Origin of the sequence: Paraburkholderia sp. DD10, from assembly GCF_049177125.1 — a bacterium.
Lineage (GTDB): Bacteria > Pseudomonadota > Gammaproteobacteria > Burkholderiales > Burkholderiaceae > Paraburkholderia > Paraburkholderia terricola.
The window spans coordinates 2552024-2572230 of the sequence record NZ_CP185392.1; the positions used below are offsets into that span (position 1 = coordinate 2552024).

Genomic DNA, 20207 nt, shown 5'->3' on the forward strand with positions numbered 1-20207 from the left:
ACAATCGCCATGGAACTGAACGACCTTGCCGCCTTCGTTTCAGTCGCCCGCGCCGGCGGCTTTCGGGACGCCGCGCGCAGCAGCGGCGTGTCGGCATCGAGTCTGAGCGTCGCCGTGCGCCGTCTCGAGTCGAAGCTCGGCCTGCGCCTGCTGAACCGCACCACGCGCAGCGTGGCCCCGACCGAAGCCGGCCTTCGTCTCATCGAAAAGCTGACGCCCCTGTTCAGCGAAATGGAAGCCGCGCTCGACGTTCTGAACGGCTTCAGGGACAAGCCCACCGGCACGCTCAAGCTCAACGTTCCGCTGAGCGCGGCGCGCATCGACTTGCCCGAGGTCATCGCGCCGTTCCTGAAGGCGTACCCCGACATCCGCGTGGAAGTCGTGGTGGAAGACGGCTTCGTCGACGTACTGTCGATCGGCTGCGACGCCGGCATTCGCTACGACGAACGGCTCGAACAGGACATGATCGCGGTGCCGATCGGGCCGCGCGCGCAGCGCTTCGCCACCGCCGCCGCGCCGGGCTATCTCGACGCGCACGGCCGGCCCGGGCACCCGCGCGAGCTGCTTTCGCATGCCTGCCTGCGCGTGCAATTCGCGGGAGGCGCCACGCCGGCGTGGTATTTCGAGCGCGACGGCGAAGTGCTGCAGTTGAATCCGTCGGGGCCGCTGCTCGTGCGCCCCAGCGCCGCGATCGATCTGGCGATCGATGCGGCCGTCGCGGGCGTGGGCGTAATTCATCTGTTCGAGCACATGTTGCGCCCGCATCTCGACAGCGGAGCGCTGGAGCCGATTCTCGAGCCCTGGTGGCAACGCTTTTCGGGGCCCTTTCTGTACTATCCGGGGCGCCGTCATCTGCCCGCGCCGTTACGCGCGTTCGTGGATTTTCTAAAGGCGCGTGACGCCGACGCGCACGCGCCCGCGGTGATTCACGCTGCAAGGCGCGCTTAAGCTCGCCCATCGCGGGCGGCGGAGTCGAACCTCATCGCGGTTGCGCCACCGCCACGCGAGCGCTGTTCCGCGAACGCCCATTGCGGCGATAATGACGCCAATCATCGGCGGCGGCGACGCGCTCTCGAACACCGGAGCACAGCGCCCGGCGGCCAGGCGCCCACTCATCCCAGCCGAAAGTGCTTGCTCGCGAGGCGTCATGACCCGCCTTCCGTTCGACGCGTCCGGTGTGGTTCGAGCATAGACAAGTAGTAGAAACCCGATCCCGATGCATCATCATGACCGACACACGCGTTAGCCCGCTGCACCAATTCGCCGACTTCGTTCGCTCGGAGCGGACCCGACTGACCGGGCAATGGATGAAAGCCGTGTTCGGCGACGCCGACCTGGTCGAAGCGGACAAACTCACTTATCAGCAACTTGCGGATCACCTGCCCGACATTCTCGACGGTCTGTGCGCCGCGCTCGACCTCGAGGATCTCGAACGGGTCGAGCCGGCGATCGAACGCAATGCGAGGCAACACGGCAAGGTCCGCTGGCGCCAGGGTTACCGGATCGAGGAACTCGTGCGTGAGCTCGATCTCTTCCACCAGGTGCTCGTGGAAGCGCTCGAACAATTCGCCGAGCGTGACAACACGTTCACGCGCCGCCACGAAAGCCGCGCTCGTCGCCTGATTGCGGAGACGCTCAGCATGGTCACGCTCACGTCGATCCGCGAGGTGGTCAGCGAGCGCGACCGCAAGATCGACGAGTACACCGGCCGGCTCGAACGCGCGAACCACGAACTGACGCTGAAACAGCGGCTCGTCAGCGATCTTTATGAATCGAGGATGCAGATCACGCGTAGCGTCGTGCACGATCTGCGCAACTTCCTGAATGCGTTTTCGATCGCGCTGCAATTGATCGAACGCGCGCCCGCCAAGGCCGACACCGCGTTGGCGCTCGCCAATCGCCTGGCCGCCGACATGAAACAGCTCGTCGACCAGATGGTCGAGTACTCCGTCGTACTCGGCGACGGCGCGCCGCTCACCCTGGAGCAAGTCGAACTGCGCGAGCTTTACGACGAACTCGCCGCCGCATCGCGCCCGGCGATCGAGGCCAAGGGGCTGGTGCTGCGCACATCGTTCGATCCGGCGCTGGGCGCGGTCACGTCCAATCGGCTCAAGCTGAAGCAGATCGCGGTCAACCTGTTGTCGAACGCGACCAAGTACACGACCTCGGGGCAAATCGAATTCAGCTTCGCGCTGGCCGGCGCCGATCACTGGTCGATTCGCGTGTCGGATACCGGCGTGGGCATCGCGCCTTCGGACAAGGACCGCGTATTCGACGAATTCGAACGCGCCGCGGGCGAGGACATTCCCGGCACGGGACTCGGACTCGCGATCGTCAAGGAGCTGTGCCGCGTGCTGAACGGGCAGATCGATTTTGCGTCCCGCCAAGGCGTGGGCACCACGTTCGAAATCCGCTTCCCGTCGATGATCGTCGAGCCGCCGGTGGTGGATGCGCCGGCCGTCGATCCCCGGTAAAACCGCATCGCTGATGCGGCCTGCAAGGTCCGGGATGCGTCGGCAAGTGTAACGTTAGCTTCATGCGGCCCCGCTAGACTGCGCGCTTTCTTGCGCAACCTTACGGACACGGCCACCATGCATTCGTCGCAATTCCTTCGCTTCAGTCTACTGCTCGTCGCCACGAGCTCCGCACTTCTGCTCGGTGCCTGCGGCGGCGACGGCATCGACGACGGCACCCGTTCGGCCGCGACGGTCGCGGCCGTGCCCGCTGCGCCCGCCGATCCCGGCTTTGTCGACAGCGCGCCGGTACAAAGTTCGGTGGCCGCATTCGTCGACAACGCGTTCAGCAACCAGCGCGGCGATGCGCGCTACGCCACGATGGAAACCAACGCGGGCGTGCGCGTGCTCAACAGCTTTCGCACCTTGTGGCAACCGTTGACGGATATCGTCGACGCCGGCGTCAGCGCGCCCGCCGTGGGCAGTTTCCCGGCCGTCGTGGCTTCCGCCTGGACCGGCGTGCCGAGCGACGGCACACCGAACGGCACCGCGTTGAACCCCACGGTGCTGAACGCGAACGTCCAGTATGTGGTCACCGCCACCACGCAGCGCACGGCCGCGCAAGCCGAGGCCGCGTATTACGACGACCGCCGCGGCAAGGGCTACAGCGTCTCCGACGGCATGGGCCCGCTCACCGCCGCATGGCGCAGCGCCGCGCAGCAAACCACCAGCATCACGAGCATTCCGGCGAACGCGACCACCACCGTGTACAACGACAGCGGCAACAATACCGGCGTGAGCGGCACCGCGAATGCGCAGTTCGGCTCGGTCGTCAGCTTCATCAATGCGATCGGCACCAACGGTTCCACGGAACCCGCGAAGCGCTTCTACAAATATGCGCGACCGTACCGCTGGAGCAGCAGCGTGATCGTCGCGCCGACGCTCGTGCCCGCCGAGAGCGCCACGCCGTCGACCGACAGCGGCTTCCCAAGCGGCCATTCCGCCGAAGGCGTGCGCGACGCGCTCGCGATGGCTTACGCGTTGCCCGAGCGCTACCAGGAAATGCTGAGCCGCGGCCTCGAACTGGGCGAGAACCGCATTCTCGCCGGCATGCATTCACCGCTCGACGTGATCGGCGGACGCATCCTCGGCGAAGCGGTGGTCGCCGCGAACCTCGTCGATCCGAACAACGCGACGCTCAAGCAGGCGGCCTTCAGGCAAGCGCATGACACGCTGTACACGCTGACCGGCACGAACGCCGTCACGTTCCGCGCGTTCGCCGAATCGGGCACGCCAGCGAGCGACCGCTTCGCGGATTACGCGGCCAACAAGGCCAACTATCTGCGCCGCCTGACGTTCGGCTTCGCGCCGAGCGCCGCGACCACCATGCCCGCCGTCGTGCCGAAAGGCGCGGAGGTGCTGCTCGAAACGCGCCTGCCGTATCTGAGCGCCGACCAGCGCCGCGTCGTATTGAAGACCACCGCCCTGCCGTCCGGTTTTCCCGCACTCGATGACGCCGAAGGCTGGGGGCGTCTGAACCTGTTCGCCGCCGCCGACGGTTATGGCGCGTTCGCGGGCAACGTCGTCGTGTCGATGGACGCCGCGCAAGGCGGCTTCAACGCGGCCGACACGTGGCGCAACGACATCTCGGGCGCCGGCAAGCTGACCTTCAACGGCACGGGTTCGCTCACGCTCGCGGGCTCGAATACGTATGGCGGCGGCACTCAGGTGCAGGGCGGCGTGCTCGTGGCCGGATCGGCAAACGCATTCGGCACGGGCGACGTGTATGTGAGCGGCGGCACCGTGGCCGTGAACGCAACGTCGCGTGTGAAGATCGGCGGCAAATACACGCAACTGGCGGGCGGCACGCTGGAGATCGATCGCGGTGCGGGTGACCAGGGACGGCTTGCGGTCGGCGGGCAGACGTCGATCGTCGGCGGCACGCTGCATGTGAAGTTCGCCGCCGGCTTCACGCCGAAGGTTGGCGACACGATCGCCCTGCTCGATTGCAACGGTCTGCAAGGCCGCTTTTCGACGGTCACGGTGGACAGCTTCAAGGCCACCGCGCTTTATAGCGCGTCGGGCTTGCGGATTCATCTCGACGCGTGAGCACAAGCATTCGCGGGCAACCCGACTGCACCGCCACATATCCCGACATGGATTGTTGCAAGCCGCGGCGCGCGCCGATGAACGAACTACGGCAATCTGTCATTGACAAGCCATGCGGCAAAACGGCACACTCGTTTTCATGTTGACGCACACCTCCATCGCCGTAGCGATTAAAAACCCAAAGCGAGCCATCATCGGCTGGCCATTGGGAGCATGTGCGCGTTAGCAGTCTGAATCTGCGACACAAGACCCCAAAGGCCCCGCCGGTAACGGAAGGGGCCTTTTGTTTTGTGGGCGCCTCTGTCTGCCGGCTCAATGACGGAGAGCAAGATGGATCAGGCAAGCCCGCAGTGCATGGACGACGATTCGAGTCTGTATGCGTGTCAGCAGGACGAACGTCTGCCGAAAGTGGTGGTGCATTTTTCCGTGATGCCAAGCGCCACGCTGACATGGCGCGTCGACGCCGACAGCACGCTCGCCGTACAGGGCGCGCGCCTCTGGCTCACCCGCGTCAGCTCCCCGTACGATCATTGGCTCGGTCCCGGTGAGGAGTTTCGGCTGCAACGCGGCGAACGCGTTTGGCTCAGCACCGACGGCGAACGCGCCGCGCGCGTCTCGCTCACGAGTGCGCTGCCGGCGAAAACCGGTGCGTTCAGGCGTTGGCTGGGGCGTCTCGCATGGTTGAGCCTGGGCCCGCCCGCGCCGCGTTAGCCTGCCCGGCGCACCGCGAATCGGTGCGCCTTATGGCGGCCCTATGGCGTCTCATTGCGACTTATTTGCGCCTCATTGCGCCGCTTGTTGCGGCGTCACCTGCACGGCCGCAGCCGAGACGAATACCGCGTGTATCGTGTCGCCGGCCTTGATGTCTGCCAGATCGACCTCGGGACTGACTTCGAGCGTTTGCGTCCGGGATGCGCCGCGCAGCGTGACGAGTCGCCTGGTCCGATCGATCTTCTGCACGGTGGCGAGTGTTTCGATCTCGCGCGTCGAATCGAGACCGCCCGAGGCCGGCGCGTACGCCTGCGTATCGACGCGTTCACGACTGCCCTTTCCCTTGCCCTTCGCGGTCACTTTTTCCGCCTTCACGAGCAGCGCATTCTTGTAGAGCACGTCTACCCGATCGCCCACCTTCAGTTGATCGAAAGCGGCGACTTGCTGGCCCACCAGCACGATCACCGTGTTGCCTTGCGGACCCTTGAGCGTGAGCGCACGGCTGCCCGGATCGATGCCGACGATCTCCGCCTTCACGTGCACCGGCTCCACGGCGAGCGCGGGTCCTTGCGCGGCGCTGGCCATCGCATCTTGCGCGCACGCCGGCTGAGCCACCGCGAGCGCCGCCGCTATCAGCGTTGCGGTAATCGTCGCTAGTTTCATTGACGCTCTCCTTGAAAAATCGGTTCGATCCGGCGTGATGGCGATCGTGAATCAAGCATAGATCCATCGAGCCGCGAACCCATGCGCCGCATCAAATGAAACAGCCCCGTCGCATGCGTGACGGGGCTGTTCAATGAGGCTGCGCTTCGGCTCGAATAACGCCTAAACCATCACACGCGTTCAATAGCAATCGCAATGCCCTGTCCGACGCCGATACACATCGTGCACAGCGCGAACCGGCCCTGCGTGCGCTGCAACTGATACATCGCGGTGGTCACCAGACGCGCGCCGCTCATGCCAAGCGGATGGCCGAGCGCGATCGCGCCGCCGTTCGGGTTCACGCGGGCGTCGTCGTCGGCAACGCCGAGCGTGCGCAGCACCGCAATGCCTTGCGAGGCGAATGCCTCGTTCAGCTCGATCACGTCGAACTGGCCAATGCTCATGTTCAACCGCGCGAGCAGCTTTTGCGTGGCGGGCGCCGGACCGATGCCCATCACGCGCGGCGCGACGCCGGCCGTTGCAATGCCCAGCACGCGCGCGCGCGGCGTGAGGCCGAAGCGCCTGGCCGTTGCTTCGTTGGCGAGCAGCAGCGCCGCCGCGCCGTCGTTCACGCCCGACGCATTGCCCGCGGTCACGGTGCCGTCGGCGCGCACCACGCCCTTCAGTTTGCCTAGCGCTTCGAGGCTGGTTTCGCGCGGATGTTCGTCCTGCAACACCGTGATCGGATCGCCCTTCTTCTGCGCGATCGTCACGCCGACGATTTCCTGCGCGAGCGTGCCGTCGCGTTGCGCGCGCGCCGCCTTCTGCTGGCTGCGCAGCGCGAACGCGTCCTGATCGGCGCGGCTGATCTTGTAATCGGTCGCGACGTTTTCGCCGGTCTCCGGCATCGAATCGACGCCGTACATCTGCTTCATCAACAGGTTGACGAAACGCCAGCCGATCGTGGTGTCGTGAATGTCGGCCTGGCGCGAAAACGCGCTGGCCGCCTTGCCCATTACGAACGGCGCGCGGCTCATGCTTTCGACGCCGCCCGCCACCATCAACGCGGCCTCGCCCGACTTGATCGCGCGCGCGGCGATGCCCACCGCGTCCATGCCCGAACCGCACAGGCGGTTCACCGTCGAGCCCGGCACGTCTTGCGGCAAACCGGCCAGCAGCAGCGACATGCGCGCGACGTTGCGGTTGTCTTCACCGGCCTGGTTCGCGCAGCCGTAGATCACGTCGTCGATCGCGCTCCAGTCGACGTTCCGGTTGCGCTCCATCAGCGCCTTGAGCGGCACGGCGCCCAGGTCGTCGGCGCGCACCGACGACAGCGAACCCGCATAGCGGCCGATGGGGGTGCGAATCGCGTCGCACAGGAATGCTTCGGTCATGTGATGTCTCCAGTTGATAGGCTGCGTGCGCCGCGCCGTGATGGACCGCACCCCGGACCCGCACCCCGCGGTGCGAGAGGTAAAGCACGGCGGCGCGGGCGAGATGCGCCGACGTACCGGCTCCGCGAACGCAACGGAAATCGGCTGCGGGGGCAGCGGTGACGTTGGATCAGCTTAGCGCAGGATGGTGGGCGACGCGTTCGGGATTTGCCAGAAAGTTCGTTATATGAACGCAATGGCCGTATATCGAACAACTGGACACGATAATAGGCGCGTGGCCGAAAGCATGTCAAGCGCGGTCAGGCCCGCACCAGGGAATACGTGCGGGCCGTCTATTGTTGTGACGAGAGTCGGAGAAGGATCGGAAGATCGACGCGTTCGCGCCGGCGAAAGTGCGCTCGGGGCCGCCGGCACGAAGCTTTTGAAGTGTTTCAGCGAATCTGAATCTGTTCGTCCGCGATATAGCTGCGGATCACGTCGGCGAAACTGCGCTCGCCGGTGAGGCCCAGGCTTTCGGCGCGCGACGTATCCCACCGCCCCGGCCAGCTGCCGACGATCTTTTCCACGCGCGCATCGCGCTCCCACACGATCCGCTTCACGGCCTCGTCGCCCGCGACCTCGCGCAACGCGGCCACCATCTCGTCGACGCTCACCGAGATGCCCGGCAGGTTCAGCATGCGCTGGTTGCCGAGCAACGCGGCGTCGAGTTCGAGCCCGGCGATCAGGCTCTCGATCGCCTTGCGCGGCGACAGCAGCCACAAGCGCGTCGCGCCCGCCACCGGGCACACGGCCGCCTCGCCGTTCAACGGCTCGCGGATGATGCCGCTCGCAAACGACGACGCCGCCGCGTTCGGCTTGCCCGGCCGCACGCTGATGGTGGGCAGCCGCACCACGCGGCCGTCGACGAAACCGCGCCGCGCGTAATCGTTGAGCAGCAGTTCCGCGATCGCCTTCTGCGCGCCATACGACGACTGCGGCTTCAACGCGGTATCGTCCCGCACCATATCGGGCAACTCGCCGCCATACACCGCCACCGAACTCGTGAAGAGCACGCGCGGTTGGTGCCCGCGTTGCCGGCAAACTTCGAGCAGCAGCCGCGACGCATCCAGATTGATGCGCATGCCGAGATCGAAATCGGCTTCGGCTTGCCCGCTCACGATCGCGGCCAGATGAAAGATCGCCGAGGTCCGCTCGTCGATCACGCGTTCCAGCACGCTGCGCTCGGCGATGTCGCCCACTTCCGCGCGCACGCGGCTGTCGCCGAAATCGCTTGCGCGCACCACGTCGAGCAGCACGAGTTCGGTAATGGCTTGCGGCTTGCCGTCCGCGCCCTTCAACGAACCGCGCGCCAGCAGTTCACGCGCGAGGCGCTGGCCGAGAAAACCCGCGCCGCCGGTAATCAGTACTTTCATGATGTTTTTCGTCTCTCTTAACAGGCGTTATGCAGATACGGCTCCAGCCAGCCGAGGCCCGCTGACGTGCCGGCACGCGGCCGGTATTCGCAACCGATGTAGCCGTCATAGCCGAGCGAGTCGATCAGATCGAACAGGTACGGGTAGTTCAATTCGCCGACGTCGGGCTCGTGCCGCTCCGGCACGCCGGCGATCTGAATGTGGCCGATGCCCGCCATATCGCGTTTGAGTTTCACCGCGAGATCGCCTTCGACGATCTGGCAGTGATAGCAGTCGAACTGCACCTTCAGATTCGGCGCGCCCACTTCCGCGCAAATCGCCTGCGCGTCGTCCTGACGGTTCAGGAAGAAGCCGGGGATATCGCGCGTGTTGATCGGCTCGATCACCACCGTGACGCCGTCGGCTTGCGCGGCCTTCGCGGCATGGGCGAGATTCTTCAGATACACGTCGCGATGCCGGGCGCGCGATTCGTCCGCGCCGATCAGCCCGGCCATCACGTGCAGCTTGCGATTGCCGATGACTCGCGTGTAGTCGAGCGCCGTATCGACGCTGCGGCGAAATTCGTCCTCGCGGCCCGGCAGCGAGGCAATGCCGCGCTCGCCCGCGGCCCAGTCGCCGGGCGGCGCATTGAAGAGGGCCTGAGTCAGATCGTCCGCATCGAGCCGCGCCTTGATTTCGCTGGCGCGGAAATCGTAGGGAAACAGAAACTCGACCGCCTTGAAGCCGTCTTTTGCCGCGGCGGCGAAACGGTCGAGGAAGGCGTGCTCGTTGTACATCATCGTCAGATTGGCGGCGAAGCGAGGCATGACAGCAACTCCTTTGAAACGGATCGGCGCGCGGCAACGAAAACGATCGGTGCGCCGCGCGCGACCCGGTTTAGCGATTGACCAGTTTGGCCGGCGTGAGCCAGGTGGCGATCGCGCCGATCACCAGCATGCCGGCCAGCACATACATGCCGGTTTGCGTGCTATGCGTGAGGTCCTTCAGATAACCGATCATGTAAGGACTCGCAAAACCCGCGAGATTGCCGATCGAATTGATGATCGCGATGCCGGCCGCGGCGGTCGCACCCGACATGAAAGCGGTGGGCAGCGACCAGAACAACGGCGCGCAGGTCAGCACACCGGCGGCGGCAAGCGAGAGAAACGTGATCGACACCACGGTGTTCTCCGCGAACGAAGCGGCCACCGTAAAGCCGATTGCACCGAACAGCGCCGGCACGATCAGATGCCAGCGGCGCTCGCGGCGCTTGTCCGCGCTATGTCCCATCAGATTCATCACGACGATCGCGCACAGGAACGGAATCGCGCTCAGCAGGCCGATATTGAACGCACCGCTCACGCCAGTCGATTTGACGAGCGTCGGCATCCAGAACGTCAGGCCGTATTGCCCCGTGACGAACGCGAAGTAGATCAGCGACATCCACCACGTGCGCGGATCGCGGAACACCGCGCCGAGCGAATGCGCTTGCGTTTTCTCTTGCGGTTGCGCGGCGGCGATTTCATCGGTGAGCAGGCGCTTTTCGCGCTCGCTCAGCCACTTCGCGCTGGCAATGCCGTTGTCGAGATACAGGATCGTGGCGATACCGATGGCGAGCGCGGGCAGCGCTTCGATCAGGAACATCCATTGCCAGCCGGCGAAACCGCTGCTGTTGTGGAAGCGCTGCATGATCCAGCCCGACAGCGGATTGCCGAAAATGCCCGAGACCGGAATCGCCGACATGAACACGGCAATGATCTTCGCGCGCCGATGCGACGGGAACCAGTACGTCAGATACAGGATCACGCCGGGGTAGAAACCCGCTTCGGCGAGACCCAGCAGGAAGCGCAAGGTGTAGAACTGCATCGGCGTTTTCACGAACACGAACAGCGCCGAGAGCAAACCCCAGGTAATCATGATCCGCGCGATCCAGATTCGCGCGCCGATCTTGTGCATCAGAATGTTGCTCGGCAATTCGAACAGGAAGTAGCCGATAAAGAACACGCCGGCGCCGAGACCGAACACGGTCTCGCTGAACGCGAGATCCTGCGACATCTGCAGCTTCGCGAAGCCGACGTTCACGCGGTCCAGATACGCGACCACGTAGCACAGCATCAGAAACGGCACGATGCGCCAGAACACTTTCTTGTAAGTGCGCTCGACTTCGTCAGCGCCGGGTTGCCCCACGGCCGCTGCAAGCGGGCGGCTGGATGCGGACTGATAGGAACTCATGCATTGTCTCCTTCGATGTATTGCCGTGCGCACCGCATCGCGGTGTCGTCCGGCATTGTGTATGTCAGGTTCTTACCAGCGCGCGCCGAACACGGTGCGCAGTTCTTCGAGCGCTGCTTCATCAAGCGGCGCGGGCCGCGGATTCGTCATCAGCCACAGGCGCGCGGTCTCTTCGAGCTCTTCCAGCGCATAGGCGGCGTGCGCCACCGAGCGCTCCCACACCACCGGACCGAGCCGTTCGAGCAGAACCGCGCGCACGGTATCGGCAAGCGCGGCGATCTGTTCGGCCACTTGCGGGTCGCCTGGGCGTCGATAACGAATCAGGGGGACGTGGCCCACTTTCATCACGTAGTACGGCGTGATGGGCGGCAATACGTCGGTGTCGCGCCATACGCCCGCGAGCGTCAACGCGACCAGATGCGTCGAGTGCGTGTGGACGATGCCGCGCGCCTCGCCGTTGCGCGCATAGATGCCGCGATGCAGCGCGAGTGTTTTCGACGGCTTGCCGCCCGACACCGCGTTACCGTTGAAATCGACCTTGGCGATCTCGGCGGGATCGAGCCGGCCGAGACAGGCGTCGGTGGGCGTGATCAGCCAGCCGTCGTTCAGGCGCGCACTGATGTTGCCGGCGGTGCCCACGGTGTAGCCGCGCTGATAAAGACTCGCGCCGCTCACGCAGATTTCCTCGCGGACCCTGGCTTCATCGTTGACGTGCAGTGCGGGCGCGCCGGTCATGGCGTGGCTCCTTCGAGATGACGCAGCGCTTTTTCGAAGAAATCGGTCGTGCCGAAGTTGCCTGATTTCAACGCGAGCGCGAGCGGTTCCGCGCCGGTCGTCGCGGTAGCCGGCACGCCCGGATCGATTTGCGCGCCGATGCGCAGCGTGCGCACGTCAAGCGCCTGCACCACCGCGCCGGATGTTTCGCCGCCCGCCACCACGAACTTGCGCACGCCGCGTTCGCGCAAGCCGCGTGCGATCGACGCCAGCGTCGTTTCCACCAGATGCCCCGCTTCGTTGACGCCGAGTTCGCGCTGAACCGCCTTGACTTCGTCGGGCGTGGCGGTCGCGTAGATCAGCACGGGTTGCGCCTTATCGAAGTGCTCCTGTGCGAACGCCAGCGCCTGTTCGACCACCGGCTCGCCGCGCGCGACCGCTAGCGGATCGATGCGAAACGACGAGCGCGTCTCGCGCCATGCCGCCACTTGCGCGTTGGTCGCCTTGGACGCGCTGCCCGCCAGCACGACCGACCAGCCTTCGACGCGCGGCAATTGCGCGGCGTCGGCCTGTTCCGCGAGCAAGCCGGCACGCCGGAAATTCGCGGGCAAACCCAGCGCGACGCCGGAACCGCCCGTGATCAGCGTGAGGTCGGCGCAGGCTTCGCCGAGCACGTACAGATCCGCGTCGGAGACCGCGTCCGCGATCGCCATCCGCACGCCGTCGCCGCGCAGTGCGCCGAACGCTTCACGTACCTTGGAAACGCCCTGCGCGACGGCGTCATAACGCACGAGACCGACCTTCGATTGCGTCTGCCGTTGCAGCACGCGCACGAGGTTCGCGTCGCGCATCGGCGTGAGCGGATGGTTTTCCATGCCCGATTCGTTCAGCAACGCATCGCCGACGAACAGATGACCGCGATAAATCGTACGGCCGTTCTCGGGGAATGCCGGGCATGCAATCGTAAAGGCCGCGCTTGCCGCGTCGGCGGATAACGCGTCGAGCAACGCATCCGTCACCGCGCCGATATTGCCGGCGTCAGTTGAATCGAACGTCGAGCAGTATTTGAAAAAGAACTGGCGGCAGCCTTGCGCGCGCAGCCAGTGGAGCGCGGCGAGCGATTGCGCGACCGCGTCGGCGGCGGGAATCGTGCGCGATTTCAGCGCGACCACCAGCGCGTCGGCTTCAATGGTTTCATTCGACTCGGGCACGCCGATGGTCTGCACCGTGCGCATGCCGCCGCGCACCAGCATGTTGGCGAGATCGGTGGCGCCGGTGAAATCATCGGCGATGCAGCCCAGAAGCGCGCGTTTCGATGGGGACGTCATGGCTCGCTCCCGTGCTTACTGCGCCGCCGGCACGTCGATGCCGGGGAAAATCTTGATCACCGCGGAGTCGTCCTCGCCGCCGTGGCCGGCGGTCGACGCCATCATGAACATCTGATGCGCGGCCGCCGAAAGCGGCAGCGGGAATTTCGAACGACGCGCGGTATCGAGCACGAGGCCGAGATCCTTGACGAAAATATCGACCGCCGACAGCGGCGTGTAATCGCCCTTCAGAATGTGCGGCACGCGGTTCTCGAACATCCACGAATTGCCTGCGCTGTGCGTGATGACCTCGTACAGCGCGTCGGGATCGACGCCTTCGCGCAAGCCGAGCGCCATCGCCTCGGCGGCCACCGCGATATGCACGCCGGCCAGCAACTGATTGATGATCTTCACTTTCGAGCCGGCGCCATGCGCCGAGCCGAGGCGATACACCTTGCCCGCCATCGCCGCGAGCACGTCCTCGCACGCGGCATAGGCGGCGTCGGGACCGGAGGTCATCATCGTCATCTCGCCCGACGCGGCGCGCGCCGCGCCACCCGAAACCGGCGCGTCGAGCATCTGCAAACCGGCCGCCTCGATGCGCTTGCCGAGTTCGATCGCGAAGTCCGGCGCGACCGTCGCGCTCGAAATCACCACGGCGCCTGGCTTCATCGCCGGGACCGCGCCCTGGTCGCCGAACAGCACCGCCTCGGTTTGCGCGGCATTGACCACGAGCGTGACGACCACTTCGCATTGCGCGCCGAGTTCGGCGGGCGTCGCACAGCCCACACCGCCTTCCGCGACGAACGCCTGCAGGATCTCTCTGCGCAGATCGCATGCGTGAACCCGAAAACCCGCGCGCAGCAGCGAGCGCGCCACACCCAGGCCCATTGCACCAAGACCGATGACACCGACATTTCTGGACATGCTTGACCTCTGAAAATTCGTTAACCGCTGATGCGCCCGCGGCGCCTGGATCGGCTCAGTTCCGCGCTCGGTTCAGCAAATCCCCGCTTCCGCGAGACGCCGCGCCGCGTTGTACATATGCGTGCGCGCCGCGTTGCGCGCCGCCATCGGATCGCCCGCGCGGATCGCGGCGGCGATCGCCGCGTGCTCCTCGCGCACCTGACGCGAAAAGTCCTCGCGCAAGGCTTCGTTACGCCGCGTCACGAACGTGCCGGCTTCGAGGTATTGATTCAGGAACGTGAGCGTCTTGAGGAAATACGGATTGCCTGTTGCCGCCGCGATCGCACGATGGAACGCCACGTCCTCGGCGACGCCCTCCTCGCCCTCGGCCACCGCCTGGTCGATTTTGGCGAGGGCGCTGTCGATCGCCATCATGTCGGCATCGCTGCGGCGCATCGCGGCCTCGGAGGCCACTTCCGCCTCGATCGCGCGCCGCAGCGCGAGGATCTGCACCACCGAGCCGGGCTCGACGGCTTCCGCGTAGTCGATGCGCAGCGGCCGGACCGCGCCGTGCGCCGCGATGAACACGCCGCTGCCCTGGCGCGGCTCGACCACGCCTTCGTTCTTCAGCCGCGAGATCGCCTCGCGAATCACCGTGCGGCTCACGCCGAACTGCTGCGCCAGCACGGCCTCGGTCGGCAGCTTGCCGCCGCGCGGGAACGCGCCTTTGTCGATCTGCTTGAGAAGCTGCTGGGCAACCGTGTCGCTCAGTGCCCGGGCAGGAATCTTGTCGAACATCGATGCCTCGATTTGTCATGTCGTCGGGTCATCATACAAATTTTCGATGCAGCGTGCATCCATGCAAACCCTGAGTGTTTTGAAGTAAGAGCGCGCAAAGTTGGCGAAACGGAAGGCTTAAGCTATCGTCACGCCTTTGCGCCGCATCGCTGCCGGCCGAGTCCGCGCGATGCGCGCGCATTTCCTCGCACGCACTTTCAAGGCCCATGAGCAAAGCCCTGCCGCCGTCTTCCGCCGTTCCCGCCAGCGCCGAACCGGCCCCGGAGAAGCCGGGCGACTCGTATGTGCAGTCGTTCGCGCGCGGCCTCGCCGTGATCCGCGCGTTCGACGCCAGCCGCCCCGAACAGACGCTCACCGACGTCGCGACCGCCACCGGGCTCACGCGCGCGGGCGCCCGCCGCATTCTGTTGACGCTGCAAACGCTCGGTTATGTGGAAGCCGAAGGGCGGCTGTTCCGCCTCACGCCGAAGATTCTCGACCTGGGCTTCGCGTATCTGACCTCGATGCCGTTCTGGAATCTCGCCGAACCGGTGATGGAAGCACTGTCGGCGCGGGTCCACGAAAGCTGCTCGGCGGCCGTGCTCGATCGCACGGAAATCGTCTATGTGCTGCGCGTGCCGACTCACAAGATCATGACCATCAACCTGTCGATCGGCAGCCGCTTGCCGGCGTATTGCACGTCGATGGGCCGCGTGCTGCTGGCCGCGCTCGACGACGAAACGCTCGACGCGACGCTCGGCTCGACGCCGCTCTATGCGCACACGCCGCGCACGGTCACCGATAAAGAAGAGTTGAAGAAGCTGATCGCGCAGGTGCGCCGCCAGGGGTGGGCGATCGTCGATCAGGAACTGGAAGGCGGCTTGATTTCGCTGTCCGCGCCGATTCGCAACCGCCAGGGACGCGTGATCGCGGCGATGAACATCAGCGGCAATGCACAGCGCAATTCGGCCAAACAGATGGTGAAGGCGTTTCTTGAACCGCTGCAGCAGGCGGCGCAGACGGTGTCGGAGATGGTGGCGCGGCGCGGGTGATGGCGATGAAGGCGCGCGTCTCACGCGCGCCGCATGCAGGTCGCCCGTTGCCCTTCATCGACCGAGATACCGCTCCACCAGCCGCGCCCAGAACGCCGCGCCGACCGGCAGGTTACGGTCGTTGAAATCGTAATGCGGGTTGTGCACCATGCAGCCGTCCTCGCCCGCGCCGTTGCCGATGCGCAGGAACGTGCCCGGCCGCTTCTGCAGCATGAAGGCGAAATCCTCGCTGCCCATCAGCATGTCGCTCTGCGCGATCACCTTGTCGTCGCCGACCAGTTCGCGCGCCACCTCCACCGCGAAATCCGTTTCCGCGTCCGAATTGACGACCACCGGATAGCCCTCGATGTACTCCACCACCGCCTTGCCGCCATAGCTCGCGGCCTGGCTTTCGGCGAGTTCGGTGATGCGCTTCTTCAGCAGCGCGCGCACTTCCGGGCTGAACGAACGCACGCTCAGCTCCAGCTTCGCGCTGCTCGAGATCACGTTGTTCGCGGTGCCCGCATGCATCGAGCCGACCGTCACCACGGCCGGCTGCGACGGATCGACGTTGCGCGCGACGATCGTTTGCAGCGCCATCACGATGCTCGCCGCCACCACCACCGGATCGACCGTCAGATGCGGACGCGCCGCGTGGCCGCCGACGCCTTCGATGGTGATGATCGCCTTGTCGCCCGCCGACATGAACGGCCCCTTGCGAAACAGCAGCACGCCCGGCTGTTCGCCCGGATGGTTGTGCACGCCGAACACGGCGTCGCAGGGAAAGCGTTCGAACAAACCGTCGTTGATCATCTTCAGCGCACCGCTGTCGATGCCGCTTTCCTCGGCCGGCTGGAAATACAGATGCACGGTGCCCGAGAAATTGCGCGTGGCGGCGAGATGCTGCGCGGCGCCGAGCAGCATGGCCGTATGGCCGTCGTGGCCGCATGCGTGCATCTTGCCGTGCGTGCCGCTCGCGTACGGCAGGCCGGTTTGCTCGATGATCGGCAGCGCGTCCATGTCGGCGCGAATGCCGATGCTGCGCTTGCCGTCGCCCACCTTCAGCGTGCCCACCACACCCGTTTGGCCGACGCCGCGCGTCACCCGCCAGTCCCATTGTTCGAGCCTCTCCGCCACCAGCGCACCCGTTTGCACTTCCTCGTAAGCCAGTTCCGGATGGTGATGAATGTGGTGGCGAATCTCGCGCAGGCTTTCGGCGGCGGGCATCAGGTCGGACACTTCGGTAAAACGCGCGGCTTCGCTCATCTATTGCTCCAGGGATACACGCCGCATGAGGCGGCTAAACGGTTGACGAAAGGGGTGACAAATCGGCTGACAGGCAGGCAAAAAGCGGGCAAAAGCAGGCAAGCACTATAGCCACGCCATTTTGTTCGAATAAGATGCTGTTTTTTTCACCCCGATAAACACGCTTTATATACGGGCTTACCCTCATGAAGCTCCAGCAGTTGCAAGCGTTCGTCGCCGCCGCCCATCACCGCAGCCTGCGTGCCGCCGCGCGCGAACTCGGCGTGACGCAACCGGCCGTCACGCATACGATCCGCGAGTTGGAGAGCGCGCTGAATGCCGAACTGATGGTGCGCAGCGTGCGCGGCATCGAGTTGACCGCATGCGGGCACGCGCTGTTGCCGCGCGCCGAGCAGTTGCTCGGCGACGTGCGGCGCACGGTTGAAGCGGTCGAACAGGTGAAGGGCGAACTCGCCGGCAAGGTGAGCGTGGGGACCATGCCGTCGATCGCGTTGACGGCGTTGCCGCATGCCGTCTCGAAGTTTCGCCGCGCGATGCCGCTGGTGAATCTGCATCTGGAGGAAGTGACGATACCGGACGCGGTTGCGCGCCTTCGCAACGGCGCACTCGACATCGCGGCGATTCATCACGTGCAGGCGCTCGACAGCGATCTGGTGCAAGCGCCGCTCTACTCGACGCAATTCGTCGTCGCGATGCGGGCCGGGCATCCGCTTGCGAACGTCACGCGTCTTCATGAACTGCTCGACGCGGAGTGGATCGCAACTGTCGGCGCCGATCATTTTCCGCACAGCGTGATGATGGCGATGTTCAACGCGCACGGCTTGCCCGTGCCGAAGCGGCTGCTGCGCGCGCCGTCGTCGTTCGCGGTGACGCTGGGGCTGGTGTCGCAAACCGACGTGATCGGCTGCTTCACGCGGCCGCTCGCGGAAAGGGTCGCGCCGCTCGGCATACGCGTCGCGCAAATCGAAGAGGCACTGCCGAATTACGACCTCAGCATCATTTCGCGGCGCGATCTGCTGCCCACGCCCGCCGTGCTGCAATTCGTATCGTGCTTGCAGGAAGCGACCAGGGAGCGCATGGCGGCCGCGGCGTAACGCGTTTTATCGAACGTCGGCTTCCGACTTGAGAAATGCGATCAGCGCATGCCCCGCTTCCTCGAGCGCGCCGGAATTGTCGATCGTCGTGCAGCGCACGCCGCTGGGCAACGAAAACGGCGCGCGGCGCGCGAGCCGTGCCGCGACCTGTTCCGCCGATTCACGCGCCCGCGCGCCGAGCCGCGCTTCCAGAATATGCGGCGCGGCGTCGACGTGCACGATCTCCGCACGCGGATAGCGCGCCAGCGCATGCGGTACATGCTGCCGCGACCCATTGACGACCACCGTGCAACCGCGCGCGAGCCACGCATCGAGTTCGATGCCGATGCCGTAACGCAACGAGTGACTCGACCATTCGAGCGCGAACAGACCGAGCACGGAGCGCTCGGCGAATTCCTCGATGCTCAGCGCCACATGCTCCTCGCCATTGCCGCTCGGCCGCGTGATATAGCGATGCGCGAACAGAATCGGCTCGCCCATCAAGTGCTTGCGCGCGAAGCTCAGCAACGAATCCTTGCCCGCGCCGGACGGGCCCATCACATAGATCAAACGACCTGTCATTGTTATTTCACCTCGCGGGTCTGAACGGCACGCGCTGCCACAGCACGAACGGCTCGCCTGGCGCCGGTTCGACGAAAAGCGCGGCGTGGTCGATCGAAAGCGGCCCGAGCACCGGCGTTTGCGCCTGCCACCAAGCCACCAGCGTCGCGCGCTCATCGATGTCGGCGAGCGAACCGGATAGCGTCATGTGAAAACGGAATTCGTCCAGCACATACGGATAACCCCATTCGATCAGCAACGCGCGTTGCCGTTCGCTCAACGGCGCGGCGAGCCGGCGCGTAAGATCGGCGGCGGATGATCTCGCGCGCAGTGCGCCGAGCGTGTGCAACGCGCTGGCGGCGACGGCGCGCAGGTTCGCCTCGCCTTGCTGATCGGCGGGACGCAGCGCGACGAAATCGCCGAGCGTCGCCGCTTCCACCGGCAGCATGAAGGGACTTTGCGTCTCGGCCCATGCGCGCGTTGCGTCCAGCACATTGTCTTGCGTGACGCCGTCGGCGAGCCGAAAGGGAGCGACGAGCGTGCCGTGCCAACCATAGCGGCGCGGCGCTTCCGTCAACTCTTGCAGCGGACGCGTCAAGCCTTGCGGCTGCGGCGGCTCGCACGGCTCGCCGCTTTCCGCGTCGCGGCCGAGCCACGTTGAGCCGGCGCGCCACCATGCCGACTCACGCGACGGCGCGTAATACACGGCAAAACGCGCGCCCTTGTTCCACGCCGCGCCGCTCATACGTCGTGCTCCACCAGCAGTTGCACGCGGTCCGCGGCGAAATGCGTGAAGCCGTATTTGACCGGCGTGCCTTGCAGATCCACGTCGACGTTCTCGACCCACAACACCGGCTGCTGCCGGTTGATGTTCAAACGCCGCGCCACCTCTGGATCGGGCAGCACGCTGCCGATACGGCTCCACTTGCGCAGGTAGTCGTTCACGCCGAATTCGGCCATCGACCTGGTGATACTGCCGGTACGTTCGAGCACAGCGGGCAAGTCGGCAAAACGCGTGGCGGGATACCAGTTGCGCGCGAACGTGATCGGCACGCCGTCCGACTCGTGCAGCGATTCGATCCGGTAAACCGGCGCACCGGCGCGCAGGCCCAGCGCCTTCGCGACAGTCGGCTCGGCCTTCACACGCACGGCCGATAACATCTTGCCCGCCGCCGCATGATTCTGCTGACGCAAGTTTTCTGTGAAGCGCGTGCGTCGGCCAATCGAATAGTCGATCGCGCCGGGTTGCACGAAGGTGCCGCGCCCCTGCTCGACGCTGATGAGTCCCGATGCGGCAAGACCCAGCATGGCCCGGCGCACGGTGTGCCGGTTCACGTCGAAGCGTTTCGCCAGTTCCCCCTCGCTCGGCAAGCGCCCTTCTTCTCCGAAACCGCTGGCGGCGATTTCGGCGGCCAGAATCTGCTCGATCTGCCGCCAGACGGCAACGCCCGCGCCGCGTTCGAGCGTCGTGCCCGGCGTCGCGCTGTCGTTCGATGTCATGGTGCTGTCATTCCCCTGGGTTCAAATATTCGCCATGACGTGCATTGTAGTGCGCAAGCGGTGATGGAAATATGAAACGTCGATGTACGCGCATAGACGTCTAGACGTTTAGATGAATAAGTGGTCAAATGAGCACTCGC

19 protein-coding genes are annotated in these 20207 nt (G+C 65.3%); 6 read left to right on the top strand and 13 right to left on the bottom strand.

Annotated elements, in window-relative coordinates; all coding sequences use genetic code 11:
• Positions 1-9: 9 nt before the first annotated feature.
• From ACOCG7_RS11635 to ACOCG7_RS11650, 4 genes are all read left to right on the top strand, one after another.
• The gene (locus tag ACOCG7_RS11635) at positions 10-948 is read left to right on the top strand and encodes a LysR family transcriptional regulator (RefSeq protein WP_073427323.1); all 939 of its coding nucleotides are present in this window, start codon (positions 10-12) and stop codon (positions 946-948) included.
• Between the two features lie 278 nt (positions 949-1226).
• On the top strand, positions 1227-2474 hold the full coding sequence (locus ACOCG7_RS11640) for a sensor histidine kinase (protein ID WP_421375544.1): 1248 nt from the start codon (positions 1227-1229) through the stop codon (positions 2472-2474).
• A 117-nt stretch (positions 2475-2591) separates the two neighbouring features.
• Positions 2592-4562, top strand: coding sequence for an acid phosphatase (locus ACOCG7_RS11645; RefSeq protein WP_073427321.1), 1971 nt, complete (start codon positions 2592-2594; stop codon positions 4560-4562).
• Positions 4563-4892: 330 nt separating this feature from the next.
• Complete coding sequence (locus ACOCG7_RS11650; protein WP_347142764.1) at positions 4893-5273, top strand: DUF2917 domain-containing protein; 381 nt, start codon at positions 4893-4895, stop codon at positions 5271-5273.
• Between the two features lie 72 nt (positions 5274-5345).
• Here ACOCG7_RS11650 and ACOCG7_RS11655 read toward each other — a convergent pair whose 3' ends face one another.
• From ACOCG7_RS11655 to ACOCG7_RS11695, 9 genes are all read right to left on the bottom strand, one after another.
• Positions 5346-5936 carry a hypothetical protein gene (locus tag ACOCG7_RS11655; protein WP_073427319.1) on the bottom strand — a complete coding sequence of 197 codons (591 nt, stop codon included), beginning with the start codon at positions 5934-5936 and terminating at the stop codon, positions 5346-5348.
• A 170-nt stretch (positions 5937-6106) separates the two neighbouring features.
• Positions 6107-7309, bottom strand: coding sequence for a 3-oxoadipyl-CoA thiolase (gene pcaF / locus ACOCG7_RS11660; protein ID WP_421375547.1), 1203 nt, complete (start codon positions 7307-7309; stop codon positions 6107-6109).
• A gap of 431 nt (positions 7310-7740) precedes the next feature.
• Positions 7741-8721, bottom strand: a complete 981-nt coding sequence (gene denD, locus ACOCG7_RS11665; protein WP_421375549.1) for a D-erythronate dehydrogenase — start codon at positions 8719-8721, stop codon at positions 7741-7743.
• A gap of 17 nt (positions 8722-8738) precedes the next feature.
• Entirely contained in the window at positions 8739-9527 is a 789-nt protein-coding gene (otnI, locus tag ACOCG7_RS11670) for a 2-oxo-tetronate isomerase (protein WP_073427316.1), read from the bottom strand.
• A 70-nt stretch (positions 9528-9597) separates the two neighbouring features.
• Positions 9598-10932 carry an MFS transporter gene (locus ACOCG7_RS11675; protein ID WP_073427315.1) on the bottom strand — a complete coding sequence of 445 codons (1335 nt, stop codon included), beginning with the start codon at positions 10930-10932 and terminating at the stop codon, positions 9598-9600.
• Between the two features lie 72 nt (positions 10933-11004).
• A complete protein-coding gene (locus tag ACOCG7_RS11680; RefSeq protein ID WP_083081215.1) occupies positions 11005-11667 on the bottom strand; it encodes an aldolase in 663 nt (220 codons plus the stop codon).
• A complete protein-coding gene (gene otnK / locus ACOCG7_RS11685) occupies positions 11664-12974 on the bottom strand; it encodes a 3-oxo-tetronate kinase (protein WP_421375552.1) in 1311 nt (436 codons plus the stop codon). Before otnK ends, ACOCG7_RS11680 begins: the two co-directional genes overlap by 4 nt.
• A gap of 15 nt (positions 12975-12989) precedes the next feature.
• Positions 12990-13931 (bottom strand): L-threonate dehydrogenase, encoded by a 942-nt coding sequence (gene ltnD / locus ACOCG7_RS11690; protein ID WP_421377613.1) that lies wholly within the window; start codon positions 13929-13931, stop codon positions 12990-12992.
• Positions 13932-13952: 21 nt separating this feature from the next.
• Positions 13953-14657: a FadR/GntR family transcriptional regulator gene (locus ACOCG7_RS11695; RefSeq protein ID WP_083081219.1), complete on the bottom strand. Its 705-nt coding sequence runs from the start codon at positions 14655-14657 to the stop codon at positions 13953-13955.
• A 206-nt stretch (positions 14658-14863) separates the two neighbouring features.
• On the opposite strand from ACOCG7_RS11695, the gene ACOCG7_RS11700 reads away from it, so the two are divergent.
• Entirely contained in the window at positions 14864-15688 is an 825-nt protein-coding gene (locus ACOCG7_RS11700; protein ID WP_073427310.1) for an IclR family transcriptional regulator, read from the top strand.
• A gap of 54 nt (positions 15689-15742) precedes the next feature.
• Here the strand turns inward: ACOCG7_RS11700 and ACOCG7_RS11705 are convergent, their stop codons facing one another.
• Positions 15743-16933, bottom strand: a complete 1191-nt coding sequence (locus ACOCG7_RS11705; RefSeq protein WP_083081221.1) for a M20 aminoacylase family protein — start codon at positions 16931-16933, stop codon at positions 15743-15745.
• A gap of 185 nt (positions 16934-17118) precedes the next feature.
• On the opposite strand from ACOCG7_RS11705, the gene ACOCG7_RS11710 reads away from it, so the two are divergent.
• On the top strand, positions 17119-18027 hold the full coding sequence (locus ACOCG7_RS11710) for a LysR family transcriptional regulator (RefSeq protein WP_073427308.1): 909 nt from the start codon (positions 17119-17121) through the stop codon (positions 18025-18027).
• Between the two features lie 6 nt (positions 18028-18033).
• On the opposite strand, the gene phnN is transcribed toward ACOCG7_RS11710, so the two are convergent.
• The 3 genes from phnN to phnF are packed head-to-tail and all read right to left on the bottom strand — an operon-like array spanning position 18034 to position 20067.
• Positions 18034-18588 (bottom strand): phosphonate metabolism protein/1,5-bisphosphokinase (PRPP-forming) PhnN, encoded by a 555-nt coding sequence (gene phnN, locus ACOCG7_RS11715; RefSeq protein WP_073427307.1) that lies wholly within the window; start codon positions 18586-18588, stop codon positions 18034-18036.
• A gap of 7 nt (positions 18589-18595) precedes the next feature.
• Complete coding sequence (locus tag ACOCG7_RS11720; RefSeq protein ID WP_083081225.1) at positions 18596-19312, bottom strand: DUF1045 domain-containing protein; 717 nt, start codon at positions 19310-19312, stop codon at positions 18596-18598.
• Positions 19309-20067: a phosphonate metabolism transcriptional regulator PhnF gene (gene phnF, locus ACOCG7_RS11725; RefSeq protein WP_073427305.1), complete on the bottom strand. Its 759-nt coding sequence runs from the start codon at positions 20065-20067 to the stop codon at positions 19309-19311. Before phnF ends, ACOCG7_RS11720 begins: the two co-directional genes overlap by 4 nt.
• Positions 20068-20207: the final 140 nt, after the last annotated feature.

Bases quoted from the DNA above. Each gene is read 5' to 3' on its own strand.
- ACOCG7_RS11635 (WP_073427323.1), top strand. From the start codon at position 10: ATGGAACTGAACGACCTTGCCGCCTTCGTTTCAGTCGCCCGCGCCGGC.
- ACOCG7_RS11640 (WP_421375544.1), top strand. From the start codon at position 1,227: ATGACCGACACACGCGTTAGCCCGCTGCACCAATTCGCCGACTTCGTT.
- ACOCG7_RS11645 (WP_073427321.1), top strand. From the start codon at position 2,592: ATGCATTCGTCGCAATTCCTTCGCTTCAGTCTACTGCTCGTCGCCACG.
- ACOCG7_RS11650 (WP_347142764.1), top strand. From the start codon at position 4,893: ATGGATCAGGCAAGCCCGCAGTGCATGGACGACGATTCGAGTCTGTAT.
- ACOCG7_RS11655 (WP_073427319.1), bottom strand. From the start codon at position 5,936: ATGAAACTAGCGACGATTACCGCAACGCTGATAGCGGCGGCGCTCGCG.
- pcaF (WP_421375547.1), bottom strand. From the start codon at position 7,309: ATGACCGAAGCATTCCTGTGCGACGCGATTCGCACCCCCATCGGCCGC.
- denD (WP_421375549.1), bottom strand. From the start codon at position 8,721: ATGAAAGTACTGATTACCGGCGGCGCGGGTTTTCTCGGCCAGCGCCTC.
- otnI (WP_073427316.1), bottom strand. From the start codon at position 9,527: ATGCCTCGCTTCGCCGCCAATCTGACGATGATGTACAACGAGCACGCC.
- ACOCG7_RS11675 (WP_073427315.1), bottom strand. From the start codon at position 10,932: ATGAGTTCCTATCAGTCCGCATCCAGCCGCCCGCTTGCAGCGGCCGTG.
- ACOCG7_RS11680 (WP_083081215.1), bottom strand. From the start codon at position 11,667: ATGACCGGCGCGCCCGCACTGCACGTCAACGATGAAGCCAGGGTCCGC.
- otnK (WP_421375552.1), bottom strand. From the start codon at position 12,974: ATGACGTCCCCATCGAAACGCGCGCTTCTGGGCTGCATCGCCGATGAT.
- ACOCG7_RS11695 (WP_083081219.1), bottom strand. From the start codon at position 14,657: ATGTTCGACAAGATTCCTGCCCGGGCACTGAGCGACACGGTTGCCCAG.
- ACOCG7_RS11700 (WP_073427310.1), top strand. From the start codon at position 14,864: ATGAGCAAAGCCCTGCCGCCGTCTTCCGCCGTTCCCGCCAGCGCCGAA.
- ACOCG7_RS11705 (WP_083081221.1), bottom strand. From the start codon at position 16,933: ATGAGCGAAGCCGCGCGTTTTACCGAAGTGTCCGACCTGATGCCCGCC.
- ACOCG7_RS11710 (WP_073427308.1), top strand. From the start codon at position 17,119: ATGAAGCTCCAGCAGTTGCAAGCGTTCGTCGCCGCCGCCCATCACCGC.
- phnN (WP_073427307.1), bottom strand. From the start codon at position 18,588: ATGACAGGTCGTTTGATCTATGTGATGGGCCCGTCCGGCGCGGGCAAG.
- ACOCG7_RS11720 (WP_083081225.1), bottom strand. From the start codon at position 19,312: ATGAGCGGCGCGGCGTGGAACAAGGGCGCGCGTTTTGCCGTGTATTAC.
- phnF (WP_073427305.1), bottom strand. From the start codon at position 20,067: ATGACATCGAACGACAGCGCGACGCCGGGCACGACGCTCGAACGCGGC.